This is a genomic window from Mucilaginibacter sp. (assembly GCF_041663085.1).
Lineage (GTDB): Bacteria > Bacteroidota > Bacteroidia > Sphingobacteriales > Sphingobacteriaceae > Mucilaginibacter.
Genome location: NZ_JBAZRC010000136.1, coordinates 1 through 13780, shown reverse-complemented (window position 1 = coordinate 13780; position 13780 = coordinate 1). Strand labels below are relative to the sequence as shown.

Below are 13780 nucleotides of genomic sequence, written 5' to 3'. Positions count from 1 at the left end.
AGACGTGTGCTCTTCCGATCTCGAGTACATCATTTACAAAGTTACCGGCAGTGAAGTGATAGGCACACTGGATAACCAAAAAGTGGATTGCTGGAAACTGGTTAACGAAGCCGAGAACAAAGGCAACCATTATACCCAAACATTTTGGATCAGCAAAAAAGGCCATGAATTTTTAAAGGAGGAAGACAGCTTTGGAGGTGGTTACCGCTATAAAGTTAAAATGCCGGGTATGGCTGTTGATATACTACCAAGGTTTGGCGGGAAGTAAGCGTTTAGTTTTGAATTCTCCAACATGTCATTTCGAACGAGGTACGAGGAGAAATCTTGTTCGAAATGCAAAGTTCGCCATTGCGCATTGAACAAGATTTCTCACTATCGTTTCGAAATGACAAGGCTTATTTGACAAGTTGGTGAAGTATTTACGCATGATCCTTCAACTTCCCTTTAATAATAGCATCCTTTATAAAGCCCGGTAAAATGCCGTTCAAAAAAACCAGCAGCTTATTAGCCGCGCCGGGGATGATCTCTTTTTTGCCTTTGAACATACCATCAACGGCGATGCGCGCTACCTCATCAGCTTCAAAAATGGTGGCTTTGGCAATGCCTTTAAGCTTTTGGTTCATCAGGATAATTTCGGGCCGGGTGTTTATACCACCCGGACTAAGCAAACTCATTTTCACATTAGTGCCGGTAAGCTCCAGCTGCATGCAACGGGTAAAATACCGCATAAATGATTTCGAAGCGCCGTAAACCTGCTTTTTAGGCACTACAAACAAACCGCCCAAACTACCTACGTTTAGTATGTATGAAGTGGTAGCTGTATCAACCTGACCCAGAAATAATCGCGTTAGCAAAACAGGTGTGGTGATGTTCAGGTCTATCTGTTTTTTGTAGAAGGCTGTTTCCTTATCGGTAAACCAATCCCAGTTACCCAGGCCGGCGTTGTTTACAAGGATATGCGCGGTAAGTTTCTGTTTTGATAAATAAGTAAAGATATGTTCCGGACTGTGAGGGGCGATTAAGTCAAGTTCCAGTATATCCACCTTGATGTCGAAAGTTTTTTGCAGATAACTGGCTAAGTTGGCAAGCCCGGTGTTTGGCAACGATACCAGCACCAGGTTATGTCCCCGTTGGGCAAGCTCAACGGCAAAAGCTTTTCCCAAACCTTCGCTGGCACCGGTAACTATGGCGGTTAATTGCGGCATATCAGTGTGCTTTTAAAAAATCTATCGTTTTGCGCATAGCGTGGGTAAAGGGCGTTATTTTGTAGCCAAGCTGTTCTGTAGCTTTTTGGCTGCTGTATTTTTGGTTAAGCAAAAGGCGATCGGCAAACTCCGGTAAAAAAACTGGGGCGAGGCCGGTCAGTTTAGTTTTTACAGCCTCAATACGGCTGTAAAATTTAATAACCTTTTGCGGCAGCCTTACCATTTTGTAATGCACGCCCGATATGTTTTCCAGCGTTTTAAAAAACTCGTTAAAGCTTTTATCCTCGCCACCTAAAATATAGCGGTTACCACAGGTGCCTTTTTCCATAGCGGCAATGTGCCCGTCAACCACGTCAGTAAGATAGGCATAATTAGAGACCTGCCCGCCATCACCGGGGATGATACGCCATTTACCTTTCAGGTAGCCGCTTATCATTTTACTTACGGTATTGCTGTCGGTTATTGGCCCTTCGCCAAACACGCGCGATGGGTTAACAGTAACCACATCCATGCCCTGCTGTACAAACTTGTTCACCTCAAGCTCGGCGAAGTATTTAGTGCGCTCGTAAGCTATTTGGAAACCCACTACACGCGGGTCGTCTTCCGTCATGGGGTGTTTAAGCGTTGGCCCCCAAACCCCACAGGTTGATGTATAAACTATACGTTTTACACCTGCCTGTTTTGCGGTTTCCAGCACGTTGCGGGTGCCGGTTACGTTGGTTTCCATAAAATCGTTTGGGTTACGGCACCACATTTTAGCCATTGCGGCTGTATGGTAAACCTGCTGGCATCCCTGCACAGCTGTAAGCAGGCTGTATGGATCAAGTATATCGCCTTTTACAGGTTCGATATTTGGATGATCTGCCAGGTACGGGTGATTAATATTACGGCAAAGCGCTTTTACATGATGCCCTTGCTGCGCAAGCACAAGGCAAAGCTGCCGCCCAATAAAGCCAGTTGCGCCGGTAACTAAAATATTCATAATAGATGTACGGTAAAGATGGGTTAATAACACGAATTATGGAAAGAAATTTAAACATCGCGCTTATCCTCATTTATCGAACAATAGCCTATCAACGTATGTTAAATGTACATGCACCCAAAAAGTATCGCGCTTATTTTTCCGCACCAGTTATTTGAAAAGCACCCGGCTGTAAAAAAAGAGCGGCTGGTTTACCTGGTAGAAGAAAGCCTTTACTTTAACCAATACACCTTCCATAAAAAGAAACTGGTGTTGCACCGTGCGTCCATGAAGTTTTATGCCGATCATTTAACGGCAAAAGGCATCGAAGTTGAATACATTGAAGCTACGGATGACCTTTGCGATGTTCGCAAACTGGTGCCGTTTTTGGCCAAGCAGGGTGTAGAGCAAATCCATTATTGCGATGTAGCCGACGACTGGCTGGAGAAACGATTGGATACCCAATGTGCTAAGCATAACATCGCGTTAGCAAAATACCGTACGCCGAATTACCTGAACAGCGCTGATGATGTGGCAGAGTTTTTTGATGGCCGTAAAACCTATTTTCAAACCGATTTTTACATAGCTGAACGTAAAAAAAGAAATATCTTGCTGGAAGCCGACGGCAAACCCCTCGGCGGTAAGTGGACGTACGACAGCGAGAACCGCTTAAAATTCCCTAAAAACGCAGCTGTGCCGCTGTTGGAAGTGCCCGATGAAAACAAATATGTAACCGAAGCGCAACAATGGGTAGATGAGCACTACCCCGATAATTATGGCAGTTCGGCATCGCCCTTTGGTAATTTAGGCGGTTTTTACCCGGTTACTTATACCAATGCCGAACAGTGGCTGGATAGGTTTCTGAAACAGAGCTTTCAAAACTTCGGCATTTACGAGGATGCCATGGTGGCGCATGAAAGTTTTTTATATCATTCTGTACTTACTCCGGCTTTAAACATTGGGCTGCTCAACCCGCAGCAGGTAATTAATAAAGCGCTTGATTTTGCCGCCGAAAATAACATTCCGCTTAACTCATTAGAAGGGTTCATCAGGCAAATAATGGGCTGGCGCGAGTTTATCCATATTGTATACGAGCGCGAAGGGGTAAAACAGCGTACCAAAAACTACTGGGGCTTTAGCAGGAAGATCCCCGCATCGTTCTGGAAAGGTGAAACCGGGATCGCACCTGTAGATACGGTAATTAAGCGGGTGTTGCGAACGGGGTACAGCCACCATATAGAACGGTTGATGGTAATGGGCAACTTTATGCTGCTTTGCGAATTTGACCCACATCAGGTTTACCAATGGTTTATGGAAATGTACATTGATGCTTATGATTGGGTGATGGTGCCCAATACTTACGGCATGACACAGTTTGCCGATGGCGGCCTGATGATGACCAAACCATACATCAGCGGCAGTAACTACCTAATGAAAATGGGCGATTGGCCAAAAGGCGAATGGCAGGATATCTGGGATGGCCTGTTTTGGAGGTTTATGCATGTGCACCGCAACTTTTTTCTGCAAAACCCAAGGCTGGGCATGCTCATTAAAACCTTTGATAAAATGCCGAAAGAAAAACAACAAAAGCACCTTAATACTGCCGAAAGCTTTTTAAAAGAGCTGGATAAACAAGGTGGGTATATCAAATAAAAAAAACAAACTTTCAATATATTTTGAAAGTTTAAAAAGTTATTTATATTTGCATATGGAATTACCAGAAGCAAAGCAAAAGTTTATTGAGGCATGGGGCAAGCTAGGTTCTGAATGGGGCATTAACCGCACCATGGCGCAAGTACATGCCCTGTTGCTGGTAACGCCGGATGCTTTGACCACAGAGGATATTATGGAGAGCCTGAGCATATCGCGCGGTAATGCCAACATGACCCTGCGCGACCTGATGAGCTGGGGTCTGGTGGAAAAACAACACAAAGCCGGCGAGCGTAAGGAATACTTTTTTGCCGATAAAAATACCTGGAACATTGCCCGCCAGGTGGCCAAGGAGCGCCGCAAACGCGAACTTGAACCGGTTATGAAAATATTAGATGAGCTGGTAAAAGTAAAAGGCGATAGCAAAGACCCTGAATATGCAACCTTTAACAAATCGGTTACCGATATTAACAAGATGGCTAAAAATGTAGACAGGACATTAGAGACCATGCTGAAGGCAGAAGAAAGCTGGTTTTGGGGTTCTATTTTTAAAATGTTCAAGTAGCATTTTTTTTGCTTTATATATTTCAATATTTACTGAAAATTCAAATAATACTATAATGAAAGCCTTAAATAATCATACCATACTTTACGACGCCGAATGCCCCATGTGCAACCTGTACACCAAAGCATTTGTGCAAACAGGTTTGCTGGATAATAACGGCCGTGCGCCTTACCAGCAACTGCAACCTCAAACCTGCCCTATGGTAAACAGGCAGCGTGCCGTAAACGAGATTGCTTTAATAGACAACAAAACCGGCGAAGTTACCTACGGCATAAAAAGCCTGTTTAAAATATTGGGTAATGCCATGCCTGTATTTAAACCACTGTTTGCCTTTACACCATTTGTTTGGCTGATGAGCAAGATTTATGCTTTTATATCTTACAACCGGAGGGTTATTATCCCCACCGCGGGCGATGGTTTTGATTTGCAGCCAACTTTTAAATTGAGATACAGGGTAACTTATTTAATATTTACCTGGGTAATTACTTCATATATACTCACTCATTATGCAGTATTGCTTGCAGGGGTAATGCCCGTAGGCAGCCTGTACCGCGAGTGCCTGATCTGTGGCGGACAAATATTTTTCCAGGGCATCATAGTTAGCCTGGTTGCTGCGGATAAGAAATGGGATTACCTGGGTAACATGATGACCATCTCTTTTGCTGGGAGCCTGCTGCTGTTGCCGGTTGTATTGCTGGCAAATGTATTGGGGCAACACCCTGTTATTTACGCCGGATACTTTATGCTGGTTGCCGGGCTGATGTTTTTAGAACACATCCGCAGAAGCAAAATACTAAACCTGGGCTGGGTGATGACTATCACCTGGGCTATTTACCGTGCAGCTATTTTGGCTGTAATTTTATTCATTTAATCTTAAAGCGTCATGAAATATCATAAGATCATATTGGCAGGAGGCAACGGGCAATTGGGTAAAGCCCTTGCCGGTCATTATAAAGACACAGCCGAAGAGGTTATCATCCTGAGCAGGAAAGCTGCCCCTGCAAAAGACAACATCAAAACCCTGGTATGGGATGGCCATACATTAGGCGACTGGGCAAAAGAGCTGGAAGGTGCCGACCTATTGGTAAACCTTTGCGGCAAAAATGTAAACTGCCGTTACACAAAAGAAAATCGTGAAGAGATTATCCGATCAAGGGTTGAGCCAACAAGGTTGTTGGGGAAGGTTGTAGATGGGCTGGTTAACCCGCCTAAGCTTTGGGTCAACGCTGCATCTGCCACCATATATCGCCACGCCGAAGACCGCCCGCAGGATGAGGAGACAGGCGAAATTGGCTATGGTTTTTCTATTGATGTTTGCAAACAATGGGAGCAGGCCTTTTTTGAAACAGAAACTCCGCATACCCGCAAAGTTGCTTTACGCATCAGCATCGTGCTTGGCCATAATGAAGGCGCCCTGCCAAGGTTAATAAACCTGGTTAAAGCAGGTATGGGCGGCCACCAGGGCGACGGGCAGCAATATGTATCATGGGTGCACGAGCAGGATGTTGTAAAATGCACCGAATGGCTGCTGCAACACCCTGAAATAAACGGTGTATTAAACTGCACCGCACCTAATCCTATTAAAAATACCGACCTGATGAAAGAGCTTCGCCATGCCTGTGGTGTTCTGTTTGGTTTGCCTGCACCGGCCTGGCTGCTGGAAATGGGCGCCGCCTTGATAGGTACTGAAACGGAACTGATTTTGAAAAGCCGCTGGGTGCTACCAAAGTGCCTGCTGGATGCCGGCTTCGAGTTCCAGTTTGCCAAAGTAGAGCATGCTATTAAAGATATTATAAGCATCAGAGCCTAAAATCAACACCATGAAATCCTCCCCAACACAATTAAAAAAGAAGATAAAACGCTGGCTTATTTTCCTGATGGCCGGCCTGGTATTAAGCGGCATTACCGCATTCCCTATAGAAAGCGAACTGGCTATTGCAATGAATAATATAGAGATCTTTTCGCCAAAAATGCAGCACTGGCTAACTACAATTTACACGGCTGTAAAAACCACCAATGCCGAATACCCGTATTTAAGTTACGGTACCGATTGGCTGGCATTTGCCCACATCATTATCGCCATTGCATTTATTGGGCCACTGCGCGACCCGGTTCGGAATATATGGGTGCTGCAGTTTGGTATGATAGCCTGCGTGCTGATATTCCCGCTGGCTTTTATAGCCGGGCCAATAAGGCACATCCCCTTGTTTTGGCAACTGGTAGATTGCTCTTTTGGAGTGATAGGGGTTATCCCTTTGTATATCGCCTGCCGATATACTTATCAATTAGAATTACTTGAAAGTACCTTAAAAAACCATTAATATGCTGTCGCGAGTTTAGCGTAGCGTAACTCGTGATATTACATGGAGTAAGCATTCTGCTTACGTCAGCTGAAAGCTGACCTTGTGCTAATCACGAGCTGAAAGCTCGCGATAGCGGTTAATATAATGTCGAAGCACCTCTTTTAGAATACCGTCTATCAACTCCATCGGGATATCTTTTTCAGGATCAATAAGCAGGATCTTCATCTTAGCTCTTTTCTCAATGATAAGGTCGGGATGGTTGATGAGTTTACCTTCAACAATCCCAAGGTAAGGCAGCAACAGCTTTTTATGTACCCATAGGTAACACATCATTTTGCCTTTATAACAGAAGAAAGGCATGCCGTATTTCCAGGCTTCGGTTATATTATCGTCGAGTTTTAAAATATGCCCGCGCATAAATCGCATGCAGCTTTGGGTTGGCTCTGGCTGCTGCAAAAAGTAATTGTCTATCGGGCTAAGCATGGTTTAAAAGTATTGATAATAATTCGCTCGTTCAAGCGTCCACGCTCACGAAACGTGCCTTCAGCGTAGACGCTTGACCTGGCACAAAAGGAACAAAAAAGCCCGCAACAATTGTCGCAGGCTTTCTCAGGAATATAAACTTGTCGCGGTTTTTTAACGTTGGGTTGTTTTGGGTTTTATTACATAATCATAAGGTGGTTCGGCACCCAATAAGTTTTTCACAAAATAATCCCAGCGGCGGCGCATCATGTAGTATGAATATTGGCCGTAACCGTGCGGGCTGTTAGGGAATATCACCAGGTCGAAGCTTTTATTTGCTTTTTCAAGTGCTTCGGCTACCAGCAAGGTATTATATGGCGGCACGTTGTTATCCATCATCCCGTGGGCAAGCATTAGTTTACCCTTCAGGTTTTTGGCTATATTTTGGTTGGCCTGCGCATCGTAGTTGGAGTTTTCAACCAAACCGTTATAGCGTTCGCCCCAGTCGTCCTCATAATTGCGGTTCTCGTGGTTGCCCGATTCTGAGATGCCAACCTTAAAGAAATCAGGGTAACGAAACATTGCTGTGGCTGTTGCAAAACCACCGCCTGAATGGCCCCAGATGCCCACCCTGGTTGTATCAATAGGGTATTGTGCCGATAGTTGTTTGATAGCGGTGATTTGATCTGGCAGGGTGTTCTCGCCCATGTTACCGTAGCTCATGTCATGGAAGCTTTTTGATCGCAGCGGGTTGCTGGTGCCTTCTATCAATACTACAATAAAGCCAAGCTCGGCCAGTGCCTGGTGGTCGCCCCTTGATGCCGAGAACGACCAGCTGCCCACGCTGCCGCCTTGTGGGCCGGGGTAGATATAATCAATAACCGGGTATTTTTTGCTGGTCTCCATTTTTGTTGGTGTAAACACCAGCCCGTAAATATCGGTGGTTTTATCAGCCGCTTTTACCTTAACAGGGATTGGCGCTTTCCAGCCGGTGGCTACCAGCCTTGAGATATCAGTTTTTTCTAAGGTTGATATCAGTTTACCATTCAGATCGCGCAGCACAGTAACGGGCGCAACATTTGGCTGCGAGTAGCTGTCAACAAAGTAATTTTCTGTTGGCGAGAAGCTAACAGTGTGGTTGCCATCCTCTGGCGTAAGCAAGGTTAAGCCTTTGCCGTTAAACCCAATTTTGTAAAAATGCGAAAAGTATGGGTTGCCTGGTTCGCGGCCACCTGCAGTAAAGTACAGTGTACGGGTTTTTTCGTCAACCTTTAGTAGTTTGGTAACTACAAAATCGCCTTTGGTTATTTGGTTTTTTAGTTTGCCTGTTTTGGCATCATAAAGGTAAAGGTGACCCCAGTTATCGCGTTCCGAAAACCAGATGATCTCTTTTGATGCAGGCAGGTAACGCCAGTTAATAGCGCTCCAGCCCGATTCATATTGTGTTTTAACGGTTTCTTCGAATACTTCGCGTACGGTTCCGGTAGCGGCATCAGCAATGCGGACCTTCTCATTCTTATGATCGCGGGAGGTAGATACAAAGGCAAGTTCGCTGCCATTGCTATTCCACTCTATATCGTTAAGTGTACCATTGCTTGATATATTGTCGCTCAGCGTTGACCGGTGCGGATCAGGCGCTACATTAAGGCGGATAACTTTTGCATTATCTACATCAACAACTACGCGTTGAATGGTGATGATCTCTTTATCGCCCGGCAAGGGATATTTCCATGCTTTAAGCGTTGGCTTGCCTACATTGGTTGTAACTAAATACATGTCGCTGGCGTTGCGTTGGTCCTGCTGAAAAGTAGCGACTTTTTTTGAATCAGGCGACCATGACACGATGGGCCTGTCGCTGCTTGCCCACCCGGCATTATCAGTAGCATAGCCAAAATCTTTTATACCATCGGTAGTCAGCTGGGTTTGTTTGCCGGTAGCCACATCGCGCACCCAAAGGTTATAATCCTTAATAAAAACGGCGCGTTTACCATCAGGAGATAGCGACTCATTGCCACCCCGCGCGGCGCGACCAGATCTTTCCTGCTTTTCGGTTTGTGCTTTGGCTGTATCGGCTGTTAACTGATTGGTTAATGGGTTATATGCCCATTTTTTATCGTCGGCAGTAAACAAAACCGTTTTGCCGTCGGCAGTGTAGTTTATGCTTTGGAATGGCAGCTTATTAGCTTCATATTTTTTACCGCCTGCAGCAGCAAGGGCATCTGCCAGTTTTTGAGCGTCGAAGGCGGCAGAGCGTGTTTTCCTGGCGGGATCAACCAATATAAATTCGCTGCCCTGCGCGGTATTAACACGGTACCAAAGCTTATCGCCCGGTAACCAATTTGGCCTGATGCCGGCACGGTCAATAAAGGGCTCGGTATTAAAACTTAAAAAGCTTTCGGCATGCTCGTAATCCTTAGCGGTTACAGGGGCATGCTGCTGGGCATTTGCGCCAAATGCCAACATAAAAGCTGTTGCAGTTAGTAAGTATTTGTTCATATTAAGGTCAGTTAGTTAAAACAAACCAAAGTAAAGCAAATTCTTATTTAATACGATGCTTGCATAGTATAATGATTGTTACAGAGCGGTTAACCAGCGCAATTAAAAAGCCACCCGCATGTATGCAGATGGCTTTAAGTATGAAGCCGGATTAGCTTAATATTTACGCCCCGCAGTATATGTTCTGCGTTCGCGATATGCTGATTGACCGGGTGCTGGGGTTGTTACCGCGGCTGCGCCGGTTGCTATTGCCGAACCTGCTGTGCTTAACCCGGCGTTTACCTTTTCGCCGAAACTGGTGTTGGGTGTTTGCCGGGCAACTGTAACGTTCATTGAGATACGTGAGGGCATGCTGTTGTTAACGGTATTGATGCCGCCTTTTTGTTGCGGGGCCTGGGCCAAAGCTGCTGCGCTGATAATTGTTAAAATTGCTGCTGATAAATACTTTTTCATGATCTTGATTTTTTAAGGGTTTCTGTATCTATATCAGCTATGGCGATATTTTGTTACCCCATAAAACGCATTTTTTTTAATTAATTCAATATTATACTATTTAGGCCTTTTTCTACTGCGGTATCCTGCACGCCCGGTATTGATGTCCCTTCTATCCGGAATATGGTAACATCTGTAAGGCCAATGTGGCTCAGTACAGCTTTTAAATAAGGGGCGATAAAATCAAACGACTGCATAGGGCCTTCGGTATATACGGCCCCGCTGGTTTCTGCTATGTACACCTTTTTTCCTTTAATTAAGCCTTGCAAGCCGTTCTCGTCATATTTAAAAGTAACCCCAGCCCTTATAATATGATCAAGCCATGCCTTTAATGCCGAAGGGATAGTATAGTTATACATAGGTGCGCCTATCACAATAATATCAGCATCCACAATATCCTTAATGGCATTGTCAGAGTGTTTTACGGCTATTATATTTTCGGGCGTGCGGTTTTCTGCAGGGGTAAAGAACGAAGTAATTTGCGCTTCTTCCAGGTGTGGGAAGTGCTGATTGGCCAGGTCGGTTTCTTTCACCGTGCTGCCCGGGTATTCGGCCTTTAACTTTTCGATAATGGCATTCCCTAACTTAATACTGAAAGATGCCGCACCCCTTGGGCTGGAAATGATATGAAGTATTTTTTTCATCGTGTTTTGATTTTTTATTCTGCCAAAACTATCTACATTTGGTTACAAATTATTAGCACTATACAAAAGGTTAGCGGTAACCTTTTGTATAGTTTTATGAAAATCAAATAGTTATAAAAAAATGGCCGAGAGATCAACGGCGGAATGCACCAGTAAATTAAACGCTATAGACGATGCGCTTTATGTAATTGGCGGGAAGTGGAAATTGCGTGTGATAGCATCTTTAAGAGAAGGCCACAAGCGATTTAACGAGATCCAGCGGGTTAGTGTCGGTATTTCAGCCCGCGTACTGTCTAACGAGTTAAAGGAGCTTGAAATGAATGGTTTTGTGAAAAGAACAGTGCATGCCCAAACACCCGTTGTGGTAGAGTACCAGCTAACTGATTATGCCGATACACTGGGAGATTTGTTTCTGGCCCTGGCTGAATGGGGAGAAATGCATCGCGATAAAATTAGAAGAGAGAGGTAGGATAACAAATCCAAGTTCCACGCAAGGTCAAATAGCCTTTTTTATTTTGTTGCGCCGGGTAGCTCCACCCAAAATACGGTGCCTTCATCCTGTTTGGTATCAAACCAAATTTTACCGTTATTTTGGGTTACCATATCACGGCATAGTATTAAACCGAGGTTGTTTCCCTTTTCGCCATGGGTACCCATGCTTAAAGTATGTTCAAGATTAAAAAGTTTATCTGCATTTGCCGCGCTTATGCCTGGCCCGGTATCTGCAATGCTTACAATTACTTTATCACCGTTTACTTCGGCATTCAGCTTTATCTCATCACCGGGGTTACAAAACTTTATACTGTTTGATAGCAGATTCCTGATCACCAGGTTTATCATATTCCTATCCGCATAAACCTGTACAGGCTCTGTTGCAAGGTTAATTACTTTAAGGCTTTTTAAACCAATTTTGGTTTCGTAAAGCCGGGCATTTTCCAAAATGCATTCGCTTATATTGAAATTTACAGGTTTAATTATAATGCCTTCCAACTGGCTTTTAGACCACTCCAGCAGGTTATCCAAAAAAGTACCGGTAGATATAATGGTATCTTCCAGTTTCATTAAAAGCGAGTTAAATTCTTTTTTGCCGATAATGCCATCATGGTACACAGCAAGCAGTGTTTGAAGGGTACCAAGCGGCCCCCGCAAATCGTGCGAGATAATAGAAAAGAATTTTGTTTTGATATCATTAAGCCTTTCCAGTTCAATATTCTGTGCGCTTACCAGCTCCATTTGGGTATTAAGCTCTTCGTTAACCAAGGCCAGTTCTTTATTGATGTTGGCAATTTCCTGCTGCTGTATTACAAGTTGTTTATTCGACGCCTGTTTTTCAGCATTGCGGCGATATAGTACTACCAGTAAAAAAATGGCCAACACTAAAACTATCGATGTAAAAACAATGGTATTTGAATAATGATTTAACTTGGTAAGTATGCTGGTGTTTTTGGTGGTGATGAGGTGGTTGTCTTTTGCCAGCGTCGCGTTTTCTGCCCGCATCCTGTTTATCTCCATAAGCGTAACATCCTTTAGCGATTTTTCGCCCTGTAAGCTATCCTGTATGGCCAACATTTCAGATTGTGCGGCAAAAGCCTTGGGTATATCGTGCTTCTTTTTATAAACGGTAACCAGGCGCAGGTAGCAATCGGCCACACCTGATTTTGAATCGATAGCTTTCCCTATTTTGATGCCCTGAAGGGCGTAATCTTTTACCTTATCATAATTGGGTATATCAAGGTAAACATCGGAAAGGTCTAACATGATGGCAAGCTGTTCGTATTGGTCATTTAAACCCTGCGTAATTTTTAGCGCTTCGTTTAAATTGCCAATAGCCAGTTCGTATTGTTTTGTTTGGCGATACGCCCGACCCAGCGCTTTTTTTACAAGGGCGATGCCATTTTGGTCGTCGAGCTTTATGCGGATGGCGAGGCTCCTGTTCAGGTAGTCCATCCCCTTTTTTACCTGGCCAAGTTGAGCATAAGAATCGCCAACACAAAATAGGGCATACCCAATACCTGCGGTATCTTTTAATATGGTATAGCTTTTCAACGCCTGGGTATAATAGGTAATGGCAAGCTTGTATTCCCTGCTGTCTTCATAAATAGAGCCAATATTGATGTAACACTGGTTAACACCTTTTGTAAAATCGGCTTTTTTTAAGATGGCAAGCGCCCTCAGGTAATAGTTAATGGCTTCTTTATCATCATCTAAACGGGCGTATGAGAGGCCTGTGTTTGACAAGCTTTTACCCATTACAATAAGATAGTTTGTTTTTACCGCCGTATCGTACGCTAAAGTGTAATAATAAATAGCACTATCCAGCCTGCTGCGGATACCATATGATACTCCCATGCTCAGGTAGGCATCGGCAAGGGCTTTATCGTCATGCAATTTTTCGGCAAGTTTTTTATAAATAACAGAGTAGTAGAATTTTTTCTCAGGATCTACGGTTTTGTAGGCTTCAGTAAGTTTGCCAAGCAATCTTAGGCGGGTAGTATCGGCAATTGGTTTTTTAAGCTGGCCTAATAACTCGTTTACTTTTGCTATTTGAGCGTAACCGGGAATAGAAAAAAGCAGCAGCAGCCAGCAGCAGTGCTTCATAAACCATTTTATAGCGGTGTGATAAGGCATGGTTTTCGGCTAAATTAAACAGGAACTAATGTATGTGGTGGTTTTACTCACTTATCACCCACAATAAACCACCGGTTAAATATAGCAATTCCACTTCATACATAGGCGTAATAATATGGCTGATATTTTTAAATTGTTGGTTAATACGGCGCAATAAGCCATGTGTTTATGGGGTTACCACCCTCTTAATTTTATACATTATTTTTTTCGGGAAACTTATAACCGAGCCAATTGGGCAATTAGCATATAAACATACCAACCATCACCTGAGGCAGTTTAATGCCTAATGATATTAGTGGCGCTTGCTATTGGCTTTACAATTGCCGTTTATTTTAAATAATACAAGCAAAGTTCATACATACCCAGTAAATTAT

General features: G+C 43.9%; 14 protein-coding genes. 7 read left to right on the top strand and 7 right to left on the bottom strand.

Annotation, left to right across the window (positions count from 1 at the left end):
* Window positions 1-268: hypothetical protein (locus WC615_RS18945; protein ID WP_372979636.1), on the top strand; the 268-nt coding region annotated here is incomplete at its 5' end.
* Window positions 269-419: 151 nt separating this feature from the next.
* On the opposite strand, the gene WC615_RS18940 is transcribed toward WC615_RS18945, so the two are convergent.
* Together WC615_RS18940 and WC615_RS18935 are read right to left on the bottom strand one after the other, a co-directional pair.
* Complete coding sequence (locus tag WC615_RS18940; protein ID WP_372979635.1) at window positions 420-1205, bottom strand: SDR family NAD(P)-dependent oxidoreductase; 786 nt, start codon at window positions 1203-1205, stop codon at window positions 420-422.
* Window position 1206: 1 nt separating this feature from the next.
* Complete coding sequence (locus WC615_RS18935) at window positions 1207-2187, bottom strand: NAD-dependent epimerase/dehydratase family protein (RefSeq protein ID WP_372979634.1); 981 nt, start codon at window positions 2185-2187, stop codon at window positions 1207-1209.
* A 111-nt stretch (window positions 2188-2298) separates the two neighbouring features.
* Between WC615_RS18935 and WC615_RS18930 the strand changes: the two genes are divergently transcribed.
* The 5 genes from WC615_RS18930 to WC615_RS18910 are packed head-to-tail and all read left to right on the top strand — an operon-like array spanning window position 2299 to window position 6702.
* The gene (locus WC615_RS18930) at window positions 2299-3819 is read left to right on the top strand and encodes a cryptochrome/photolyase family protein (protein ID WP_372979633.1); all 1521 of its coding nucleotides are present in this window, start codon (window positions 2299-2301) and stop codon (window positions 3817-3819) included.
* 55 nt (window positions 3820-3874) lie between these two features.
* The gene (locus WC615_RS18925) at window positions 3875-4381 is read left to right on the top strand and encodes a GbsR/MarR family transcriptional regulator (RefSeq protein WP_372979632.1); all 507 of its coding nucleotides are present in this window, start codon (window positions 3875-3877) and stop codon (window positions 4379-4381) included.
* Window positions 4382-4436: 55 nt separating this feature from the next.
* Window positions 4437-5252 (top strand): DCC1-like thiol-disulfide oxidoreductase family protein, encoded by an 816-nt coding sequence (locus WC615_RS18920; protein ID WP_372979631.1) that lies wholly within the window; start codon window positions 4437-4439, stop codon window positions 5250-5252.
* Window positions 5253-5264: 12 nt separating this feature from the next.
* Window positions 5265-6191, top strand: coding sequence for a TIGR01777 family oxidoreductase (locus WC615_RS18915; RefSeq protein ID WP_372979630.1), 927 nt, complete (start codon window positions 5265-5267; stop codon window positions 6189-6191).
* 10 nt (window positions 6192-6201) lie between these two features.
* A complete protein-coding gene (locus WC615_RS18910; protein WP_372979629.1) occupies window positions 6202-6702 on the top strand; it encodes a hypothetical protein in 501 nt (166 codons plus the stop codon).
* An 87-nt stretch (window positions 6703-6789) separates the two neighbouring features.
* Here WC615_RS18910 and WC615_RS18905 read toward each other — a convergent pair whose 3' ends face one another.
* The 4 genes from WC615_RS18905 to WC615_RS18890 form a co-directional block, all read right to left on the bottom strand.
* Complete coding sequence (locus WC615_RS18905; RefSeq protein WP_372979628.1) at window positions 6790-7167, bottom strand: DUF1801 domain-containing protein; 378 nt, start codon at window positions 7165-7167, stop codon at window positions 6790-6792.
* 153 nt (window positions 7168-7320) lie between these two features.
* Window positions 7321-9642, bottom strand: a complete 2322-nt coding sequence (locus WC615_RS18900; RefSeq protein WP_372979627.1) for a DPP IV N-terminal domain-containing protein — start codon at window positions 9640-9642, stop codon at window positions 7321-7323.
* A gap of 156 nt (window positions 9643-9798) precedes the next feature.
* Window positions 9799-10095, bottom strand: coding sequence for a hypothetical protein (locus tag WC615_RS18895; RefSeq protein WP_372979626.1), 297 nt, complete (start codon window positions 10093-10095; stop codon window positions 9799-9801).
* A gap of 80 nt (window positions 10096-10175) precedes the next feature.
* Window positions 10176-10778 carry an FMN-dependent NADH-azoreductase gene (locus WC615_RS18890; protein WP_372979625.1) on the bottom strand — a complete coding sequence of 201 codons (603 nt, stop codon included), beginning with the start codon at window positions 10776-10778 and terminating at the stop codon, window positions 10176-10178.
* Window positions 10779-10899: 121 nt separating this feature from the next.
* Between WC615_RS18890 and WC615_RS18885 the strand changes: the two genes are divergently transcribed.
* Window positions 10900-11247: a winged helix-turn-helix transcriptional regulator gene (locus WC615_RS18885; RefSeq protein ID WP_372979624.1), complete on the top strand. Its 348-nt coding sequence runs from the start codon at window positions 10900-10902 to the stop codon at window positions 11245-11247.
* A 41-nt stretch (window positions 11248-11288) separates the two neighbouring features.
* Here the strand turns inward: WC615_RS18885 and WC615_RS18880 are convergent, their stop codons facing one another.
* Window positions 11289-13406: a tetratricopeptide repeat protein gene (locus WC615_RS18880; protein WP_372979623.1), complete on the bottom strand. Its 2118-nt coding sequence runs from the start codon at window positions 13404-13406 to the stop codon at window positions 11289-11291.
* Window positions 13407-13780: the final 374 nt, after the last annotated feature.

Excerpts from the sequence above, each read along its gene's own strand:
- WC615_RS18940 (WP_372979635.1), bottom strand. The coding sequence starts at position 1,205 with ATGCCGCAATTAACCGCCATAGTTACCGGTGCCAGCGAAGGTTTGGGA.
- WC615_RS18935 (WP_372979634.1), bottom strand. The coding sequence starts at position 2,187 with ATGAATATTTTAGTTACCGGCGCAACTGGCTTTATTGGGCGGCAGCTT.
- WC615_RS18930 (WP_372979633.1), top strand. The coding sequence starts at position 2,299 with ATGCACCCAAAAAGTATCGCGCTTATTTTTCCGCACCAGTTATTTGAA.
- WC615_RS18925 (WP_372979632.1), top strand. The coding sequence starts at position 3,875 with ATGGAATTACCAGAAGCAAAGCAAAAGTTTATTGAGGCATGGGGCAAG.
- WC615_RS18920 (WP_372979631.1), top strand. The coding sequence starts at position 4,437 with ATGAAAGCCTTAAATAATCATACCATACTTTACGACGCCGAATGCCCC.
- WC615_RS18915 (WP_372979630.1), top strand. The coding sequence starts at position 5,265 with ATGAAATATCATAAGATCATATTGGCAGGAGGCAACGGGCAATTGGGT.
- WC615_RS18910 (WP_372979629.1), top strand. The coding sequence starts at position 6,202 with ATGAAATCCTCCCCAACACAATTAAAAAAGAAGATAAAACGCTGGCTT.
- WC615_RS18905 (WP_372979628.1), bottom strand. The coding sequence starts at position 7,167 with ATGCTTAGCCCGATAGACAATTACTTTTTGCAGCAGCCAGAGCCAACC.
- WC615_RS18900 (WP_372979627.1), bottom strand. The coding sequence starts at position 9,642 with ATGAACAAATACTTACTAACTGCAACAGCTTTTATGTTGGCATTTGGC.
- WC615_RS18895 (WP_372979626.1), bottom strand. The coding sequence starts at position 10,095 with ATGAAAAAGTATTTATCAGCAGCAATTTTAACAATTATCAGCGCAGCA.
- WC615_RS18890 (WP_372979625.1), bottom strand. The coding sequence starts at position 10,778 with ATGAAAAAAATACTTCATATCATTTCCAGCCCAAGGGGTGCGGCATCT.
- WC615_RS18885 (WP_372979624.1), top strand. The coding sequence starts at position 10,900 with ATGGCCGAGAGATCAACGGCGGAATGCACCAGTAAATTAAACGCTATA.
- WC615_RS18880 (WP_372979623.1), bottom strand. The coding sequence starts at position 13,406 with ATGCCTTATCACACCGCTATAAAATGGTTTATGAAGCACTGCTGCTGG.